The organism is Pseudoalteromonas sp. J010 (genome assembly GCF_003934235.1).
In the GTDB taxonomy this organism is placed as follows: domain Bacteria; phylum Pseudomonadota; class Gammaproteobacteria; order Enterobacterales; family Alteromonadaceae; genus Pseudoalteromonas; species Pseudoalteromonas peptidolytica.
The window spans coordinates 1-19,946 of sequence record NZ_RDBW01000046.1; the positions used below are offsets into that span (position 1 = coordinate 1).

Genomic DNA, 19,946 nt, shown 5'->3' on the forward strand with positions numbered 1-19,946 from the left:
CCTATGAAGGTCCTATGAAGGTGTGGGTAAAGGAGCGATTGCTTATGCTTAAAGCGCTCATGTTTGCCGTAATTGCAAGTACAGCACTTTTTACTGAAGCATTAGAACTAAAAGGCAATTTAACCCAAGGTGGTATGGTCATTGGTAAACTGCCACAGGCCAGTAATATAAAGTTAAATGAAAGAGCAATAAAGCGTTCAAAAGAAGGCTACTTTGTTTTTGGATTTGGTCGCGATGCTGAGTTAAGCCATACGTTAAGCTGGCAATCTCAAGACGGCAAAAAACACTCTCAACCTCTGCTTATTACTAAACGTGATTATGATATAGATAAAATTACAGGGGTGGCTAAAAAATATGTTTCACCGCCTGAGTCAGTCCTCAAACGTATTCGTGAAGAAGCGCAAGCTGTGTCGAAAGCCAGACAAGGTGACTCAGATTTATTATATTTTAAAGAAACAGTATACCGACCTGCCAAAGGCCGAATATCAGGCATATATGGAAGCCAAAGATACTTTAATGGTGAGCCAAGACGGCCTCATTTTGGTTTAGATATAGCGAACAAAACAGGTGAGTCAGTGTATGCACCTGTATCTGGTGTGGTTGTTTTTGCAAATTCAGATCTATACTACAGTGGTGGCACATTAATTATCGACCATGGTCACGGTATTACGTCAACATATATTCACCTCAGTAAGTTAGATGTAAAAGCAGGCGACAAAGTTACAACAGGTGACAAAATTGCTGAGATCGGTGCTACGGGAAGAGTAACCGGCCCTCATTTAGATTGGCGATTTAATTGGTTTGGGGAAAGACTTGACCCAGCTCTACTTATGAAAGAAACATTAGCAAACAAAGCAGTTAAAAAATGACAGAAGAACAAAGAAAGATAATTATCGAGCAGCGTATCGCAAGCTCTATTACTCATGTAACCAAGACAGTTTTTCCTGGACGTACTAATCATCACAATACTTTGTTTGGTGGGGATGCACTAGCGTGGATGGATGAGGTGGCGTTTATTGCAGCCACACGCTTTTGCCGTAAACCGCTTGTGACTATTTCTTCTGATCGTGTTGATTTTAAAGAGGCGATACCTGCCGGCACGTTTGCTGAACTGGTATCAAAAGTAGTGCATGTTGGTAATACAAGTTTGAAAGTAGATGTTGAGATTTATCTCGAGAGAATGCACAAAGATGATAAACACCTAGCAATAACGGGGAGCTTTACCTTTGTTGCAGTAGACGATAACCACAGACCAACCCCAGTGGTATGTGACAAAATGCTAAATGGCTTTTGATGATTTTAACAAGGCATAGTCTTTATATGTCTTGTTAGTCCCTTAGAATAAAAAGAACACATCATACAAGCGTTAATTCATTGAACTCAATATACCGTACGGTTTTGTGGAACTTAATCTTAACGTGCGAGTAGAAACCTTAAGTGATAGGGTCTATTAGACCGATATTTTCAGAGTTAGTGAACTATGTTAAACGCAGTTTTGAATTCAACGGTTGGATAATAAAGCTTAAGAAAGGCACCATGATACAAGGTGCCTTTCATCAGTCAATATTTTGATAATTTATAGCACCATTGCAGCTATCCAACCAAAGCAGAGCAGAGGTATATTAAAATGAATAAATGTAGGTACTACAGAGTCCCAAATATGGTCATGCTGCCCATCAGCATTTAACCCTGATGTCGGACCTAGTGTTGAGTCGGAGGCTGGGGAGCCGGCATCACCCAAGGCACCAGCAGTACCGACCAAAGCTGCCGTTGCCATGGCTGAAAAGCCGACTTCCAATGATAGAGGTACGAACAGCGTCGCTATAATTGGCACTGTTGAAAAGGAGCTACCAATGCCCATGGTGATCAGCAGGCCAACTAATAGTATCATTGCAGCTGCGAGAGGTTTGTTGTCGCCAACAAAGTTTGCGCAACTAGAAACTAGGCTAGCTACATCACCTGTCGCTTTCATCACTGAAGCAAAGCCTTGTGCCGAAATCATAATGAAACCTATCATTGCCATCATCGCAACTCCTTTACTAAAAACGTCAGAGTTTTGCTCCCATTTTACAATACCAAATAAGCTGAAAATCATAACACCAACTAGTCCGCCTAAAATCATCGAGCCACTGATATTTTGCGCAATAAGCGATACAGCTACAGCAACAGCGCCAACTAGCATCACCTTTTTAGCTTCTTTGCCCTCGGGCAAAACAGGTGCTTGCTCGCTTTGCAGTTGACCTATTTGATATTCGCGTTTTTTTCTATAGCTAATGAATAGGGCAATGATCAACCCCAGTAACATACCAAGCGCAGGAATAACCATTGCGTAGGGCACATCAAACTTTGCAAGTGTTAAACCATTATCAATGAGGTTTTTATGTAAAATAGAATATAAATAAATACCTCCAAACCCATATGGAAGCACCATGTAGCTAGTCGCAAGGCCAAACGTCAAGATACAAGCAATGGCGCGGCGATCAAGCTTTAATTTATTCAACACTACAAGCAAAGGTGGGATCAGGATTGGAATAAATGCGATATGAACTGGGATCAGATTTTGCGATGCCACAGAGCAAGCTAAAATAACAACCATAATAAACATACTCAAGTATGTTGAACCTTCATTGCTATTAGCATTAACAAGCTTAAGGAGCCTTTGCGCTAAAATTTGTGTTAAACCTGATTTCGAGATAGCGACAGCGAAGCCGCCAAGCATTGCGTAACTAAGCGCGATCTCTGCACCACCAGATAACCCGTCATTGAACGCATTGAGTGTTGTCTTTATGTCTAAACCAGCAACAAGTCCGGCAGCCATAGCACTAATAGTCATTGCAACGATGACATTAATTCTTACAAGGGTTAGCCCCAACATGAGCAACACGCCCAAAATAACAGCATTCATTTATTTCTAGCCTTTCTTTTTTATTTGCCTGTATAAGGTCTTTAATTTTTTTAACTCAGTCTTAGATAGTGGTTTTTGTTGATACTGTGACTTCTCAAATAACCCATAGAACTGCCAAAGTACCTTCTCATTCTCCGGAAACAATTGTGTTAATTCTTGAATATTCTGTCGAACGCTACCACTGTGTGAGTCCCTATTTAAATAACGCACTATATCATTGTAATAAGCCAACTCGATAGGGGGGGTAGCCCTACGTATATAGTTTACCAAGAAGAAGAGAATGACAGATAATATCGCAAATATTAGTAGTGATATAATTCCAGCCCACAGTGTACCGTATTGACCAAACCAATTTTTGAACAACCTGCCTTGTTTGTCTCTATCAAAGTTGATTACAACTCTAGTCCACTGATAATCTAGCTCTTCTAGTTTTAATCGTACCCAATTAATTGAATGCCAATTTGAAAAAGCGATTAAGCTGTATCCTAATCCTTGTTGAAACTCATTAGACAATTGCGCTAGCTGTGACAGGCTACCTGTCATGCGTTCTGGTGCTATCCATGCTGTCGGATCTAACCGTTGCCAACCTACTCCAGGCGTAAAATACTCGACCCAAGCGTGAGCATCATATTGATAAACACTATAATAACCTTGGTTTTTGTTTTGCTCACCACCTAAATAACCCGATACCAAGCGCGCTGGAATGTTTGCGCTTCTCAGCAAAAATGCAGCTGCCGAGGCGTAGTGCCCACAAAAACCATTTTGTGTATTAAACAAAAATTCATCAACTCTGTTATCAGACTGACTAGGTGTTGGGGTCAGAGTGTAAATAAATTGATTATTGAGAAAATACAGCCTCATTTTCTCAATAAACTCGCTTGTATTTGACGAACTCATTGCCCAAGTTTGAGCTAACTGGGTTGTTTTAGGGTTAAACCCTTTAGGGAGCTTTACATTACGTTGATAATACCAAGGTTTTAGCGTGCTTTCAGATGAAAAGTCGCTAACCATAATTGAGTATTCAATAGGCTTTGATGTGAGGCTTTTGAGGTAAACTGTGCCAAATACATTGCTATTTAACTTTGGGTTATTTGAGTATGAGTAGGATAAACCGTATAACCAAGGAATGTGACTTGGTTGAGCAATGATTGTTGCATGCTCGCTTTGATCGAGGGGAGGTGGCTTCATATTCGTTCTTTGATATTCAGATATTTTCCAGCGTTTTCCGTCAAATTCATCATGAATGATGGCTCGCCAGTAATAAGGCCCTTCAATCTGCTCATTTTCAAAGGTAGCTCGGAATACGAGTTCTTTCGATTGCGATAAGCTAACAATATCAAACGGGTCGACATTTTCAGACAGGCCTGTTTTAGCTTCCTTCTGGGGTTGCGGTAGCTGCCAAAATGCCGGTAATTTTGGTAAAAAAATCACTAAAAATGCAGCCACCGGCAACACTATTATCAAGCCTTTGATACTTACTTTCAAAGCCGGTTTTAATTTTAAGTTCTGCTCTAGGTTAAGCATAATAGCTAGGTTTACAGCCAGCATGCAAAGCACTAACAAAGCAGCAAACAGGCTTTGTGTGAATAAAAATAAGCACGGATAAGTAAAAAAATTCAAAATACAAATTTGCGTGAACTGGTTGGCCTTTGTGGCATGTATCTGTTTCAGCAAGGAGGCTATTAACATGAGCGCGACGAAAACATTTACGCTATTTTTCAGACCAATTAAGCTTGCAGTTGTAACTGCCCCAAGTAAAGTAACGACATTAATGAATCGCACACTCAACATTGTTGGTGTTGTGAATATGCGAATGGTTTGCCAAAGCATCAGCACGCTTACTAAACCCGTAAAGCCAACCCCAAAGTCATCAATCAGAATGAGGCTAATCAACCAAACAAATACAGAGGTGCTGTAGTACCATACTGGAAACTTAGAACTCACTCAGCGCCTCCAAGCATTTTTGCTTATGTGCGTTCCCGGTACCCAGTGGTATACGCAGTTGTTTGAGTCGTAGTGCATAATGAGCTTGCTGTTTATCGGCATCTAAAATTTGTGTGCAAAGCTTACCCAAGCGTTCCTCTTTTGTGCCAAGTAATAAGTCATAATCAAAAACGGTTTGATTTGAAAAGTGGCCATTAGAGTTGTGTGTTTTAACTAACATTTGCTCGGTTTTGGCGTAATGCTTCCAAGCGACTCTGCTAAGGCTCATCCCTTTTTGATAAAGGGTAAGGTGGTCAAACTCAGATGCGCTATCCTGCTGTTGTGATAAAGTTTCGTTTTTATCTGGTATATGACTTGGTTGTTGCTCTTTTTCATCTAAAGGTAATGGTGTAGGGTAAATATAAAAGACATCATTTGGTCTTAAATAAGACCATGTCCGGATCAGCCCAAGTGGAAAGTAGCTCATTATTTTAATGGTGCCGGTTTCATATTTACCTCGTGATAAGTTGGTAATAGGAAGCGTTATTTGTATCTCATCTTGAATAATAGGAATATGTGAAGGTGTATGATTGTATTCACTTGTGAGCCTTAGCGACTGTATCTCTGAGCTTGATGACAACTTTAAATTAAGAGTAGGGTGATAAGGACTAAAGTTATCCTCAGCGCCCAAGTACTGAATTTTAGCACTGTTAAAATTAAAAAAAGCGATAAACAAGGCTACGACCATGATCACGGCCATTATGTATGATGTCGCGAGGATCAGATTATTTTGATAGTTTATCCCCAAAATGAAGTTAATGAGTGCAACTGTGACAAAAAAGAAGCCATCCTTAGATGGCAAGATATAGATATTACTGTGTGAAAACGTGAGTTCTGAACGTTGGTGCTTTTTATATATGTGCTGTTTTACTTTAGCACGCAAGCGTTTGAACATATTTAATGTACCGGTACGTTATCAAATATTTGCAATTTGAGCTGGGTTTCATTTGTGCTCGTTACACCCAAGCGATGTGCGCAAACAGAGGTAAAAACAGCTTGCACATCATCTGGGATCACAAAGTCTCGACCATTGATAAATGCGTATGCACGGCTTGCTGAAGCCAGTGCAATACTGGCGCGTGGCGATAGTGGATCGCTAAACATGCCTGAGTTTCTCGTATACGTTATCAAACGCAAAATATAGCTAACTACCGCGTCACTTAAAGTAATAAGAGGGATTTTTTGCTGAAATTTCAGTAGGGCGTCACTATCTATTACTTGCTGAGTCTTGACTGAGGCGCGAGGTATGCCAGCTTGGTGAATTAGCTGTGCTTCAGCGGCCTCTGATGGGTAACCAAGACTAATCCTCATAAAAAACCTATCCAACTGAGACTCTGGTAATGGGTAAGTTCCAGATTGGTGTTGTGGATTTTGTGTTGCAATCACAAAAAATGGGCTAGGGAGCTTGTGACTCTCACCATCTATGGTCACTTGATGTTCTTCCATTGACTCCAATAACGCACTTTGCGTTTTTGGGCTTGCTCTATTTATCTCGTCCGCGAGTAAAACCTGTGTGAAAACAGGGCCTGGGTGGAATTCAAAAGATTGTTGTTCGCGGTTGAAAATAGAAGTCCCGGTAATGTCTGATGGCAGAAGATCGCTCGTAAATTGGACTCGCCGATAACTTAACCCAAGGACATCTGCCAGTGAATGCGATAAAGTTGTTTTACCCATACCTGGTAAATCCTCGATGAGTAAATGGCCTCGACAGAGCAAGCTACAAATTGCCAGTTTAATTTGCTCAGGCTTTTCCAAAATCACAGCAGAAAGAGAGTCTATAACGTCATTTATGACCAAGTTCATGTCACCAGCTCTAAACGTTTCATTACAGAATCGACTTTGTGTGCATTGAAGGGTTTTGCAATAAAACCTTTAGCTCCTAACTCCCAAGTGTTTTGAACATTTTCCATACTGTTATGGCCGGAACACATGATGACATGAGCTGTTGGAAAGTTTTCATTGATGTAAGCTAGAATTTCAGTTCCGTCAGTGTCTGGAAGCTCTATATCTAAGAAGACTACGTTGGGCTGTTTATGTTTTAGCAGCGGTTTTGCTGAATCGAAGTTTTCACAGCCGTAGACTTCTTCAAAGCCTAAATTTTCTAAAATTTGAGTAAGAAAATCTCGGATTTCAACAGCATCATCAATAATCAAAATGGGTTCTAGCGGTCTTACAAATTCCATATGTCGATACTTCAAATTACAAATTCAATCACATACTATAAAATGCTTATCCATAGCTCAACAGTTATTGTTGTAAACTTACTATAAATGTCCGATACCGTCTAGTATTGGACATTTATAGTAAGGATAACTCACACAATGCAACTCTACACAAACAACCCATAATTTATATTATGTTAAATGAGTTGTTTTATACTGCCAGCTGGATTCCTAATCAGTTCATTACTTCTCTTTTGCCATCTATGTGTTGCTTTAAAAGAAATACCGCACGCTCTAATGTCACATCATTACCATTTTCGTCCATATCACCTGGCATTACCACTGTCGGTTCGAAATCTTCACGGTAACGACCATCTACGTGATATAAGCGTTCAAACCCCAGTTCAATCCAAGCATCGCTTTTGTCGAGTGGTAATCGTTTTATGCCGCCCAGTAAATCAGCCATTGGAGTGCCAACCACAGCAATTGCACCAAGCGCGTCTAAACCGATTGTCATTCCTTCGCCTATGCTACCTGTCCATCTCCCAGCCAACGCAATAAATGGTATTTGAATACTTGGCTGCGCTGGTTGAGTGTTTGCTGTCTCAACTTGCGCGCGCTGGTAATGAATAGTCGGAGTTTGTATACGGTACTTTTGATATGCTGCAGCTGTGGTGGAAAAATGACCTAGTATAGGCTCTGCAACACCCGTATTTCCACCACTTGGCGTATTGCGTAAGTCTATAATATACCCTTGAACTTGACCAAGTGCTTGCAATGCAGCTTTAAAGTCTGCAACGGTATTACTATTTCCCATGGCATTGTTAAAGCGAATGTAACCAAGCTCTTCAATTTTTTTGTATAAAACAGTACCTCCTTTAGAAAGCGCATTAATGGCGTCATAACTTGCAGGAAGTTGCATCTCAGATGTTCCCTGTTTCGTTATTAGCTTAAACCTTCTAGGTTGATAGCGCTTCCCACCAAGTGCGATATTCAAAGCGTAATTTTTCTGAGCATCTGTTAGCCTGCTAAGCTCGACCTGCATTACATCTTCAATAGCACTCACTATTGATTGGCCATTCACTGTTGAAATTTTATTACCTGGCCTTATGCCTTCAATGTCGGCCGCACTGTCTCGTTTTACGTCCAATACCACCGCTATATTTTCTTCAAACACGGCAAAAATATCTGCGCCAGTTGGATAAACAATATAGTCATCTTCATTTAGTGGGCCTAAATTGAGGTGTGGGTCAGTGAAGTGGCGTAAATAAGACTGGCTCAAATCGATAAAATCTTGCTTGTTGTAGACACCGTTTAACTTTTTTCTAAACGCTTGCTCAACAGCTTGATGATTTTCTGCATCTCCAAGGTAGGCATAATGTGTTGCCAGTACCGTGTTTAGTTGTTTCCACGCGCCATTGACATCAAACGTCTTTGCTAAAGCGGCATTTGTGCTAAACAGCGCAAAGCCAAAACACCAAGCATGTACCGTTTTCATGTAGTGTTATCCTTGTCGTTATTTTTAGTTCCTAAGATAAAGCTTAGTGAAGTGCTGCAGTGAAAGGGATGGACTTACAAATCTCCGCTTCCGCAATTAGAATTTCTTCGAGCCGCTGGTCGATAATATGCTTGTCGAAATATTCATATCCAAGCTCTACAAATAGGTTTTTATGTTTCTCTTCTGACTTGGCAATGGCTACGTAAAACTCTTTCTCTTTGCCTTTAGGTAGTGCTTCAGCAACCAGTGAAAATCGTTCATGTCCCCTCGCCTCTATCACGGCACCTATTAATAGCCTGTCAATCAGGTATTCATCACTCCCTTGACGAAACAATGCACGCATCTGTTTTATATAGGGATCTTTTTGGTCATTACCTAACAATGTGCCACGTTCTGTGAGTATTTTTAATACTTGCTTGAAATGTATCATTTCTTCTATGGCAAGATCAGCCATCGCTTTCACTAACTTTATTCTATCTGGATAATGTCCAAGCATCGCCATTGCCATGCCTGCTGCTTTCTTTTCCGCCGCAGCGTGATCTTGTAGAAAAGTATCGAAATCAGCTAAGACTGCATCAGTCCAGCTAAATGGAGTGTGATATTTTAGTTCAAACATAACTTCTTTTTAATTTTAAACCTTTAATTACTATTTTTAGATAGTGCTATTGTATAGTGTTGCGTCTTTATCTGACTTTCCATTTCTTGTGGAGTCAATCTTATTTGAGTGTCGGAACCACTTCCATGCTGTGACCTTACCGTTAATGTTAACATGCGGTACTCGGATGTTTTGTCTCGGACAATCCATAAACTGTGCTAGTTTAGTCGTTACATCCGCATCAGTTAGCATCACCTCGATGTTTTCTATCTGATTTGAAGCAACAAAATGACGAACTTTACTTGTATGCTGGTTATAACATGTTAGCCAGTAATCATCATCTTCAAAGTGTTGCTCAAAACTTGGAAAGGTAGTTAGGTAACAACGTTTGATAGTGTCGTTAAACCCTCCTTGCTGAGAGAGTAAATTTGCACGCATTGATGACATTAACCGTCGAATTGAAGGCAGCCATTGCTCAAATTCTCGCGTTAAATGGATAATCTTAGAGCTTGGATATAAGGTATACAGCTTTTCAAAGTCTGCGAATACTGGCGTATCTGCTAAAAAGTTAGCGTCTTTTATAGCCTGTTTTGTATAGGCTGTGTGAGCTGTTTTATATCCTAAATTGAGGGCTGTAATACATAAGCTCGTGGTGCCAGTTCTAGGTAGTCCAGTGACGAGTATTTTCTGTGTGGCCATTATATTAATTAAATAAAATATAGGTATAAATTGGACAGCGATAAGGTAAGGATAACGCCATAGGTAGTGGCCATTGACACTTTGCGTATAGAGAAGTTATTGCGCTGTAGCGCGATAAAATGAGCAACTCGAGAAAAGACAAATGCCGCACCTAAAATGTGAACAAATAAAGCGCTAATATCTTGTAGTTCGAGCAGTAACATCATAATCAGCACAAACGGCGTATACTCAATGAAATTAGCATGAATTCGAATGGCACTACGCAATGTATCAATATCACCATCACCGAGTGAGATCTTATGTTTGTGCCTCAATGAAATGATATTAAAACTCAATTTAATATATAAAAGCGCCAACAGTGCCGCATATAATCCTGTAATCATAAAAAAACCCTCCGATTGGAGGGGTAGTTTATAACTTTACGGTATTGGCCGCTAGCTCTACTTGAGTAGATAAACGGCATAAACTTCAGCATTTAGTGTTATTGAGCCTGTGTTATATGCGTCTTTATACGAGCCTCGATCAGCTTCCATCGCCATAGCTGCTGTGCGAACATATGGTTGGATGGGTGTTTGCATAGGTTGGAACGACACAGAGTAAAGCTTGTCTAACTCGACTTCAAACTCGCCTGCTAATTCTTTGGCTGCTTTTTTGGCGTCTTTTATCGCCGCTTTTTTAAGGCTTTGCAGGTATTTACCTTCATTTTCTACACTAAATTCAGTGTTATTAAACTGATTAATACCACTATCTACAAACTCTTGTAAAAGCTTCGGGTATTTCGCTATGTCTTTGAGTTTTACTGTCAAACTGCGGCTGACCCGAAACCCATCAAACTCTTCTTCATTGGTTTGACGGTTATAACGCGTTTGCCTGTAAATGTTTAATTGGTCTGCGTGAATATCACTTTCCTGAATGTTGAAGTCTTTTGCTATTTCGATAGCTTTTGCCATGATTTTGTCCACATTTTCCTTGGCAGTTGGCAATGACTTGTGATTTTCAGTTATTGCCACACGAACGGTAGCAACGTCAGGCTGTACTTGTATAAAAGAAGTTCCCTTCACATACAGGTGAGGTGAATCAGGCAAGCTGCTTGCCTTTGTAATGCTACTAAAGATCAAAATTAAGGGGAATAAAAGTAAGCGCTTCATATACACGTCTCGTAATGGTTTGGTCAGTAAAGTTTATTAGACCATAACTGTGTTAATCATTGCTGAACGCTAAACGCATTTTCCAGTGACTGGATTATATAAGGTTCCTCTAATTCAAAGAAAAGTCCTTTGTGAGCATCAATTATTTTTGCTTGCATTCTCGGCTCGGATAGAGCCTGTTGAAACAAACGAATTGCTGCTTTACCCTCCTCGCTTCTTGCGCATGCTATGTACCCAAAAATAGTGAAGTCGGCTTCTGTAATTGCATGAAAGCTATATTGATTGAGCGAATGTGCTGACGGGTGCTCAGCTATAAACACTGAACTGTATTCAATTATGCCATCCAACTTCCCTTGGCTTAGCATCGCTCTTAAGCGATAAGCGCTTTGGTTTCCCTCTGCGAACCAAAACGTGTCTTTGTGTTGTGATATTAAGTTATCTATTTTATTACCGTACGAGCGGCCATCGGAAACCCCTATGCGCAGGCCTCTGTCTATAACAGTTGCCAGTGAGACAATGTCAGGTATCTCTTTTTGATTTCGCAGTATAAGTCGGTTGGCAGGAAATGACATCAGTGGTAAGTCTGTAAAAACCGCAACTTGCTCTCGCTCTGCTGTTTTTACTTTATTATAGAGGCAAGCGTTGGGGTTTTGGCTCAGCTCTCTCCACTCCCTTGCTCGACTGGCTGCAATAAATGACATTGTCATTGCATTACCCAAGCTTCTTTCCAATTTGATTAAGAGTTGAGTCGCTAAATCGTTTGGTGCGGTTTGTCTGTCGGGGTCGTAATCGGACACCACTTCTATTTTCAAATCAGCGGAGTACACAAATATACTGAAAATAGCTGCAAACAAGGCGACCAAATAGCGCATGCCATTCCCCTTTCAATAAACAACATGCAGTGATGCATATGCTCCTTGACCGAGTAACTGCATTTAAACGCTTAAGTGCTCCTAGCACCGTTGATTATAGAAGTATGGCGCAACTTTAACCATTGCGCCAAAATAAAGCGTTTAAATACTGCAACGCTTGTAGTTTCTGTATTCAGGCGTCCAATAGTTTTTCTCTAATGCTGCCCAAATGGCATCATCATCCATTTCAAGTGCGACGCCCTCTTCCATCGCCTTTTTCGCAACAGCGAATGCGATACGTTTACTCAACGGTTCAATTTCAGTGAGCGCAGGTAAAAGGCTTCCCTTGCCAGTGTTTGCACGTGGCGATGACTCAGCGAGCATTTCACTTGAAACCATCAGCATGCTGTCTGTAATGCGTGTAGCTTTAGCTGCTAACACACCAAGGCCAATACCTGGGAAGATATAGCTGTTGTTACACTGAGGGATAATAATAGTTTCGTCACCGTGTACCACAGGCTCAAACGGGCTGCCAGTCGCAACGATAGCTTGGCCATCAGTCCACTCAATCACATCTTTTGGATGCGCTTCGACTTGCCTTGACGGATTACTCAATGGGAAGATAATCGGCTGGGCGCAGCCACTGTGCATAGCTCTGATCACTTGCTCAGTAAACAGACCTGCTTGACCTGATACGCCAATCAAGATGTCTGGTTTTGCACAGTGCATAACATCTAGCAAAGAGGCAAACTCTCCGCTGTACGTCCAGTCTTCTAAATTAGCTTTTTGCTGCACAAGGGCTTGTTGGAAGTCTCTTAACCCTTCCATTCCCTCTGTTAATAAGCCAAAACGATCGACCATAAATACTTGGCTTCTCGCTTGCTCATCGGTTATCCCTTCAGAGATCATTTGACTGATAATCTGTTCAGCAATTCCACATCCTGCCGAGCCGGCACCAACGAAGACAACTTTTTGTTCAGAAAGCTTAGCGCCTTTCACGCGACAAGCCGCAAGTAGAGAGCCCACGGTTACTGCTGCTGTACCTTGAATGTCATCATTGAAACTACAGATTTCATCGCGGTAACGTTTTAGTAAAGGCATCGCATTAGGCTGAGCAAAATCTTCAAATTGTAGCAATACATTTGGCCAACGACGCTTTACTGCTTTGATAAATAAGTCAAGAAACTCATCATACTCATCTTGGCTAATACGTGGGTGTCTTGCACCCATGTACATTGGGTCGTTGAGTAGTTTTTCGTTATTTGTACCCACATCTAACATTACCGGTAGTGTATAAGCTGGGCTGATCCCACCACACACTGTGTAAAGCGCTAATTTACCAATCGGGATCCCCATACCACCGATACCTTGGTCGCCCAAGCCTAGAATACGTTCACCGTCAGTAACTACAATGACTTTTACTTTACCTTTCGTTGCGTTTCGTAAAATATCGTCAATCTGATGGCGCTCTTCATAAGAGATAAATAAGCCGCGAGAACTTCGGTAGATGTCAGAGAATTTTTCACACGCATCACCTACTGTAGGCGTGTAAATAATTGGCATCATTTCCTCTAAATGATCACGTACTAGACGGTAGTACAACGTTTCATTGTTATCTTGAATGGCGCGCAGATAAATATGCTTATTAAGGTTATCGCTGAAGCTTGAGTACTGCTGGTAGCAACGCTCAACTTGTTCTTCAATGGTTTCATAGCGAGGAGGAAGAAGACCTGCTAAGTTAAAATTTTCCCGCTCACGTTGAGAAAAAGCACTGCCTTTATTTAGTAGTGGCGTTTCTAGAAGTGTAGGTCCTGAATATGGAATGTAGAGATAATTTGGATCGGTTTGTTTAGTCATATTTACAAGCTTGACACGAATTTTTTAGTCTAAGGGTTTATTATTGTCGAAAAGGATTAAATTACAATGAATTTAGTGCTCATCAGACCAATATTAACGCGCTCCAGAGCGCATCGATGAATCATTTTCTGGAACGCGAAATTATAGCTTAAAAGCACCTATATAACTATGACTTATTCACTACTTTCACCAAGCGCGATGCCTTCTCTTCTTGGATCGGCACCACCTACTAAATGCCCACCTTTAATCTCGATGGCATGCAGTCCTGAGTTTAAGTCACGGATCTGTACCTCGTGTCCCTTTTTTTCAAAAAATTGCACGTGATCTACAAGCTCGGTGCCTTCTTCAAGGGTGGTATATTTATTGCGGTTGGTAATTTTAGGCAAATCAATTGCAGCTTGAGGAGATAAACCCCAATCTAATACACCGACTAAGGTTTGTGCAACGTAGTTGATGATACGGCTTCCGCCAGGAGAACCAACAACGAGTTTTAGTGAGCCATCCTTATTAAACACCATGACCGGTGCCATGGAGCTTCTTGGACGTTTATGGGCTTCAACACGGTTTGCTACCCATTTATCTCCCGATTTAGGAGAGAGTGCAAAGTCAGTTAGTTGATTGTTAAGCAAATAGCCATTGACCATAACAGTTGAGCCAAATGCCATTTCAATCGAGCTAGTCATGGAGATTGCGTTACCGTCAGCATCGACTATTGATACATGGCTTGTAGAAGGTAACTCATAGCTATCATTCATAGCATAAGCCAGCTTCCCAGCAGTTGGATCGCCTACTGGAAAATCATGGTTATCCATCTCACTAATAAGTTTGCTTCTACCTTGTAAATATTGCTCATTGAGTAATTCGTTTGTAGGTACTTTAACAAAGTCAGGATCTGCGACATAAAAGTCCCGATCCGCAAACGCTAGCCTTGAAGCTTGAGTAAACAGGTGAAGCGCTTCAGGGGCATTGGCTTTGTATTTTCCTAATTCGAATGGTTCTAGCAACTTCATCATTTGTAATACAGCAATACCACCGCTACTTGGTGGTGCCATAGAGCACACTTTATAAACTCTATAGCTGGTACAAATTGCCGACCTTGTCTTGCTTTCGTAGTTTGCTAAGTCACTTAACGCTAGTGTGCCAGGTGCAATCTCAGACTTTTGTACCGCTTCAATTAGCTGAGTAGCATTTTGCCCTTCATAAAAAGCTTGAATGCCTTGTGTTGCCAGTTTGAAATATAGATTAGCCAAAGGTTGGTTCTTGAGTAAGGTGCCAGTTTTTAGCGCTTCACCATTAGGGTAGAAATATTCTTTCGCAGGGCTTAGCTTTGTCAAACCTGGATTTAGCCTCTTCTCAAGTAACATATTTAATCGTGGTGATACGATAAAACCATCGCGGGCAAGCTCAATTGCCGGTTTAAAAAGCGTTTGCCAGGGTAGCTTTCCGTACTTGTCATGAGCAGACTTAAAAGCATGTAAGATCCCGGGAACACCGACTGAGCGCCCTCCAACAACGGCTTCTATCCATCTAACGGCGTTTCCTGAGTCGTCAAGGAATAGTTCAGGGCTTGCGCCTTTTGGCGCTGTTTCTCTACCATCAAAAGTAATTAGTTCTTTGCTCTTCTTATCATAGTGCAAGATAAAAGCACCGCCGCCTATCCCCGAGGATTGTGGCTCTACTAAAGTTAACACCAGTTGCGTGGCTATCATGGCATCGACGGCACTACCGCCTTTTGACAACATCAGTTGTCCTGCTTTACTGGCGTATGGATTTGCGGCTACCACCATATACTTTTCAGCAATTCGAGCCTCTTTTGACTGAAAGCCTGTTGCAGCTTCTGGCTCTCTAATTTCGATTGTTTTTTCTTCAGCTAAGGTGTTTGTTGAAAAGCTGAATGCGGCTATCACGCTGAGTGATGCAAGTGTATGTTTCATAATACCCACTTTGCTAGCTACTAATATTTGGCATCATAAAAGCAATTAGGCACAATATGCAAAAAGAATAATGCGAAATTGTATGTTTGAGCTTCCTACCAACAAAGAATATGTCATAGCACCACTGTCTCTGGCGATTTTATCAACAGTATTAATGCTATTCAGTCTTGGCTATTACCTAGATTTTGACCGAACAGCTATTGCCAATGGCGAGGTGTGGCGTGTATTAACAGGGCAATTTACCCACAGCAACTGGTATCATCTGTTACTCAACATATTGGGTATTGTGTTTATATGGTTATTACATGCTGAGTACACAACAATCAAAAAGTATTGGGTCAACGTCGGCCTTTTAGGCGCGTTTACGGGACTTACGATCTGGTTTTTTGCACCAAACATAGTTGTATATACAGGCCTAAGTGGTTTGTTACATGGTTTAATTGTTTGGGGGGCACTTGAAGATATAAAGCGTAAGCTAACCACTGGATACCTGTTGTTGATTGGTGTTTGGGCAAAGGTCTTATGGGAGCAATATGCTGGCGCAAGTGCTGATGTTGCTATGCTTATAGATTCGAGAGTCGCCATTGAAGCGCATCTATTTGGTGCGATTGGAGGCGTACTGTTAGCCATTATTTATTCTACAAAACAAAAAAGCCAGCTTAGGCCAAGCTGATACGGATACGTGTCCCTACTTAATTTCAATTAGACGCTTCAATTAAAAAGGCTCACAGTTTTTGTGAGCCTAAAACTAGCGAATTAAAATTGTCTGAGGCTTAATTTTCCAAAAACGCAAAATTATATAGTTTTAGTAAAATTAAATTTATACCGTACCTCAACAGCTTGATTAACTGTGTGACCAGTCATAATGCTTGAGAGAGTCTCATCAATTGCCACCTTTTAGCTCTGGATTTTAGAGTGACTGAAAATTGAGTTTTTCAGGTTTTCAGTCACACTATCCGAGATTGAAGATTTGGTTTCTGTGTTTTCACTTTCATGATCTAAAATTCAGCCAATACATAGGGATTCTCTTAAGCACCAAGAGCTGATAGCTGAGCTTATACTGAATAATACTTAACAAAATTCACTGCCTTGATATTTATCAATTAACTTTTGGATGAATTGCTTTACTTTCGCGGGTAAAAAGTTTCTAGATATATACAATGCGTGTACTGGAAAACTCGTTAGTTTTACTTCTGGCAATAGCTGTACAACTCTTTCACTGTCCAGCTCTTCTTTAAACGCCCATTTTGGCCCTATATGTATTCCCTTATCATCTAAAACAAGCTGTTTCACAGCACTGACACTGTTTACTGTGAAGTTGCCTTGCATCTCAAATTTGTAGTCCTCAATTGTAACTGGAGTACCATGAAGTGACTTTTTATAAAATATAAAATTGTGCTTTGAAAGGGACTTAATATCGGTAGGAAGGCCATGCTTATGAATATAGCCTTTTGAGGCAACCATAACCCTTGGTACATTACCAATTCTGCGACATATAAGGCTAGAACTAGGTAATTCTCCTATTCTAATTGCTACGTCAATTCCTTGTGATTTCAAATCTTCGAATTGGCTACCTAACAATATTTCAACGGTTAATTCTGGAAACTCGTCTGTCATTTGTTCTAATACAGGAACAACAAATTGGCACCCGAAGTCATGTGGAGCTGCGACTTTTAATGCACCAGAAGGTTGATTAACGGTGCCGCATATTAAATCCTCCAATGATTGTTTCTCATCTAAAAGCTTTTTTAGTCCAACATAATATTTCTGTCCCGCTTCCGTAGGTACTGAGCGCTTAGTTGAGCGCTCTACCAGTTTGATTCCTAATCGTTTCTCCAGACTTGAAATACTTCTACTGACAGATGATGGTTCTGTATTGAGTTGCTCTGCCGCTTTTTTAAAGCTTCCAGCTTCAACCACCTTTAAATAAATCTGTTCATTCGTTATCTCTTTCATAATTTAGCTTATTGCATTTTTTGCATCTAGTGGATGTATTTTATACGCATTCCCAAAATATGTGCAATAAACCTATATTTAAATCGTCATTACAAACTACGAGGATTTAACCATGACTAATCAATTTGAAGGTAAAGTTGCTTTAATTACAGGTGCAGCACGTAATATGGGACGAGCATTTGCAGAGTCTCTAGCAAAAGCAGGTTGCGATATTGTAATTCATTACAACAGTGACGCATCGGCAAGTGATGCAGAAACAACCGCTGCTTTGGTTGAGCAAGCGGGTCAACGAGCTTTGTTAGTTCAAGGTGAATTGTCACAACCTAGCAATGTACAAAACTTATTTTCCCAAGCTAAAGAAGCATTTGGTCGAATTGACATTGTAATTAACAATGCTGGCAAAGTAATTAAACGCCCATTTACTGAATATACGGAAAATGACTTTGACCAATTGTTTAATGTAAACACCAAAGCTGCATTTTTTGTTATGCAAGAGGCCGCTAAACATATCGAAGACAATGGCAGAATCATCAATATGGGTACATCGTTACTTGGCGCTTTTACTGGTTATTACTCACTTTACGCTGGCTCAAAAGCGCCTTTAGAAGATTTTACTAGAGCGCTAGCAAAAGAAATAGGTTCAAGGGGCGTAACCGTTAATACTGTTTGTCCGGGGCCAATTGACACCGAGTTCTTCCACGGTGAAGAAAATGAGCAATCAGTAGCCTATTTAAGCGCGGCTAGTGTGGCTAACCGTTTAGGTAAAATCGAAGATATAGTGCCCTTTATTAAGTTCATTGCTTCAGAAGACGCGCAATGGACTACTGGACAAACACTGTTCATAAACGGTGGCTTCGTGACCCGTTAATTATTTAAGAGTGGCCGAAAGGCCACTTTCCCGCAGGAGGAAATCACAATGTTTACCGTAAATGACTTTAATCCTCATGGGAATTTTGTATTAGCCGAGCAAGGTAAAGTGCTTTTATGTAAAGTCTTCGGAGGTTGGAATGATGAACAAGCAAAATATTTTGTAGATACTATGAGCTTTGTTATTGCTAATAAGTTTCTGAGTAAGAACCTAAAGTGGGCGCGTATCATGGACATGAGTGAGTGGCAATTATCTACGCCAGAAGCTAATCAAATTATTTCCTCTTTTATACGCTGGGAAGATGAGCATAACTGTCAAATGCGTTGTTTTTGCCATTGCAGGAGCGCTCAAATAAACCTAATCAAACAGAAATATCGGGATAGTCATAACGTTTATCTATTTAAAGATTTAGAGAGTTGCCAAAGAGCTTGCAATCTAAGACTAAACTGAAAAAAACTATTTGTATAAATCAGCCGATTTTTGTTGTTTAGTGCTACTGAAATTTGTAGAGGAAGAAAATGATGCTCTCGTTTAAAAAATTCTTTGTATATAACGCAGTGATAAAAAATTTATTGATAGTAGTCTTAATGTTTGTAGCCTCCTTTGAAAGCTACGCTAAGGAGCTCCGAATGCCAAAAGATATAGTGACCGAGCTAGTAGAAGCTATGGCTGTAAATGATTCGAAACGAATTAAAGCAGTTTTCAGTCAAGAAGCTACACAAGAATACAAACGATGGTGGGCAAGAAAAAAGCAAGGTGATGATTTTAAAAAATGGCTACAATCAGACATTATTGATGTTCATGGACGAGTTCTAAATCCCAAGCTAGAAGTTAATGATAACCAAGTTATTGTTACTGGAACATACGTAAATAATGATAATTACAAGAGTACTGCCAATTTTTTATTTGTAGTAAAAGAAGGTAAAATTGTTAGCTGGACTATACGTTATTAAACAGCGTGAACCAGTCGTTTTTTGATTTTATTTTATTCAAACCAGAAACTTTGTTTCGCTCAGAACAGATTACTGATGTTTCTGAAATATAGTGCACCACATAATTTTTCATGACTTACAATTTGTATAATTCAAATTGTAAGTTGCCTCAATCCCAGATGTTGACTGAATAGGAGCTAATGCGTTCGTATTCTTCATATACTGCTATGTTGCTTTTAAGGGAGTGATGTCTTTGACCTTGCCCTGTTTCTTTGTAACGCTCTTCACATTTGAAACAGAGAATTGAAGTCCCTAAGGGCCTGCTTCTCTGACTTGCCGGCCTGACTTGTTTTTATTATATTCTTTAAATAAATCGGTCTGACGAGCTTCTTCTGGAGTTAGGCCAAATGCCTCACATGTCGTAAACTTACAACAATTTATCTGAATTCCCTTATGTTCTGCTGGAATCCTATTTGGTTTTCTTGGCAAGATTTTTCGCTCATAAAAAAGTGCTACACTGTCCGTATATACAGCAGTATAGCACTCTATTAGCGTTTT

At 40.4% G+C, this 19,946-nt stretch carries 20 protein-coding genes; 6 read left to right on the forward strand and 14 right to left on the reverse strand.

From position 1 onward, the window contains the following. Nucleotides 1-44 precede the first annotated feature (44 nt). Both EAG18_RS20065 and EAG18_RS20070 read left to right on the forward strand, forming a co-directional pair. A complete protein-coding gene (locus EAG18_RS20065) occupies nt 45-869 on the forward strand; it encodes a M23 family metallopeptidase (RefSeq protein ID WP_125254138.1) in 825 nt (274 codons plus the stop codon). After that, nucleotides 866-1,294, forward strand: a complete 429-nt coding sequence (locus tag EAG18_RS20070) for an acyl-CoA thioesterase (protein ID WP_125254139.1) — start codon at nt 866-868, stop codon at nt 1,292-1,294. The genes EAG18_RS20065 and EAG18_RS20070 overlap by 4 nt, the downstream gene beginning before the upstream one ends. Nucleotides 1,295-1,576: 282 nt before the next feature. Here the strand turns inward: EAG18_RS20070 and EAG18_RS20075 are convergent, their stop codons facing one another. The 13 genes from EAG18_RS20075 to ggt form a co-directional block, all read right to left on the reverse strand. Continuing rightward, nucleotides 1,577-2,905, reverse strand: coding sequence for a Na+/H+ antiporter NhaC family protein (locus tag EAG18_RS20075; protein ID WP_125254140.1), 1,329 nt, complete (start codon nt 2,903-2,905; stop codon nt 1,577-1,579). A gap of 6 nt (nt 2,906-2,911) precedes the next feature. Continuing rightward, the gene (locus EAG18_RS20080) at nt 2,912-4,849 is read right to left on the reverse strand and encodes a DUF3488 and transglutaminase-like domain-containing protein (RefSeq protein ID WP_125254141.1); all 1,938 of its coding nucleotides are present in this window, start codon (nt 4,847-4,849) and stop codon (nt 2,912-2,914) included. Then, nucleotides 4,839-5,783 (reverse strand): DUF58 domain-containing protein, encoded by a 945-nt coding sequence (locus EAG18_RS20085; protein WP_125254142.1) that lies wholly within the window; start codon nt 5,781-5,783, stop codon nt 4,839-4,841. Before EAG18_RS20085 ends, EAG18_RS20080 begins: the two co-directional genes overlap by 11 nt. A 2-nt stretch (nt 5,784-5,785) precedes the next feature. Continuing rightward, complete coding sequence (locus EAG18_RS20090; RefSeq protein ID WP_125254143.1) at nt 5,786-6,691, reverse strand: MoxR family ATPase; 906 nt, start codon at nt 6,689-6,691, stop codon at nt 5,786-5,788. Then, on the reverse strand, nt 6,688-7,071 hold the full coding sequence (locus EAG18_RS20095; RefSeq protein ID WP_125254144.1) for a response regulator: 384 nt from the start codon (nt 7,069-7,071) through the stop codon (nt 6,688-6,690). The genes EAG18_RS20090 and EAG18_RS20095 overlap by 4 nt, the downstream gene beginning before the upstream one ends. A gap of 214 nt (nt 7,072-7,285) precedes the next feature. Beyond that, nucleotides 7,286-8,548, reverse strand: a complete 1,263-nt coding sequence (locus EAG18_RS20100; RefSeq protein WP_125254145.1) for a S41 family peptidase — start codon at nt 8,546-8,548, stop codon at nt 7,286-7,288. A 43-nt stretch (nt 8,549-8,591) separates the two neighbouring features. Beyond that, nucleotides 8,592-9,164, reverse strand: a complete 573-nt coding sequence (locus EAG18_RS20105) for a tRNA-(ms[2]io[6]A)-hydroxylase (protein WP_125254146.1) — start codon at nt 9,162-9,164, stop codon at nt 8,592-8,594. A 36-nt stretch (nt 9,165-9,200) separates the two neighbouring features. After that, nucleotides 9,201-9,842, reverse strand: a complete 642-nt coding sequence (locus tag EAG18_RS20110; protein WP_125254147.1) for a sulfotransferase — start codon at nt 9,840-9,842, stop codon at nt 9,201-9,203. An 8-nt stretch (nt 9,843-9,850) separates the two neighbouring features. Further along, nucleotides 9,851-10,225, reverse strand: a complete 375-nt coding sequence (locus tag EAG18_RS20115; protein ID WP_125254148.1) for an MAPEG family protein — start codon at nt 10,223-10,225, stop codon at nt 9,851-9,853. A 57-nt stretch (nt 10,226-10,282) separates the two neighbouring features. Further along, complete coding sequence (locus EAG18_RS20120; protein WP_275557352.1) at nt 10,283-10,927, reverse strand: SIMPL domain-containing protein; 645 nt, start codon at nt 10,925-10,927, stop codon at nt 10,283-10,285. Between the two features lie 119 nt (nt 10,928-11,046). After that, a complete protein-coding gene (locus EAG18_RS20125) occupies nt 11,047-11,862 on the reverse strand; it encodes an ABC transporter substrate-binding protein (protein ID WP_125254150.1) in 816 nt (271 codons plus the stop codon). 141 nt (nt 11,863-12,003) lie between these two features. Then, the gene (locus EAG18_RS20130; protein WP_125254151.1) at nt 12,004-13,698 is read right to left on the reverse strand and encodes an NAD-dependent malic enzyme; all 1,695 of its coding nucleotides are present in this window, start codon (nt 13,696-13,698) and stop codon (nt 12,004-12,006) included. A 173-nt stretch (nt 13,699-13,871) separates the two neighbouring features. Next, nucleotides 13,872-15,632, reverse strand: a complete 1,761-nt coding sequence (gene ggt, locus EAG18_RS20135) for a gamma-glutamyltransferase (RefSeq protein WP_125254152.1) — start codon at nt 15,630-15,632, stop codon at nt 13,872-13,874. Nucleotides 15,633-15,714: 82 nt separating this feature from the next. On the opposite strand from ggt, the gene rrtA reads away from it, so the two are divergent. Then, nucleotides 15,715-16,305 (forward strand): rhombosortase, encoded by a 591-nt coding sequence (rrtA, locus tag EAG18_RS20140; RefSeq protein WP_125254153.1) that lies wholly within the window; start codon nt 15,715-15,717, stop codon nt 16,303-16,305. A gap of 398 nt (nt 16,306-16,703) precedes the next feature. Here the strand turns inward: rrtA and EAG18_RS20145 are convergent, their stop codons facing one another. Continuing rightward, nucleotides 16,704-17,588, reverse strand: a complete 885-nt coding sequence (locus EAG18_RS20145) for a LysR family transcriptional regulator (RefSeq protein ID WP_125254154.1) — start codon at nt 17,586-17,588, stop codon at nt 16,704-16,706. Between the two features lie 112 nt (nt 17,589-17,700). On the opposite strand from EAG18_RS20145, the gene EAG18_RS20150 reads away from it, so the two are divergent. The 3 genes from EAG18_RS20150 (at nt 17,701) to EAG18_RS20160 (ending at nt 19,409) form a co-directional block, all read left to right on the forward strand. Continuing rightward, nucleotides 17,701-18,456, forward strand: a complete 756-nt coding sequence (locus EAG18_RS20150; RefSeq protein ID WP_125254155.1) for an SDR family oxidoreductase — start codon at nt 17,701-17,703, stop codon at nt 18,454-18,456. A gap of 48 nt (nt 18,457-18,504) precedes the next feature. Next, a complete protein-coding gene (locus tag EAG18_RS20155) occupies nt 18,505-18,906 on the forward strand; it encodes a hypothetical protein (protein WP_125254156.1) in 402 nt (133 codons plus the stop codon). 179 nt (nt 18,907-19,085) lie between these two features. Continuing rightward, nucleotides 19,086-19,409 carry a hypothetical protein gene (locus EAG18_RS20160; protein ID WP_125254157.1) on the forward strand — a complete coding sequence of 108 codons (324 nt, stop codon included), beginning with the start codon at nt 19,086-19,088 and terminating at the stop codon, nt 19,407-19,409. Nucleotides 19,410-19,946 lie beyond the last annotated feature (537 nt).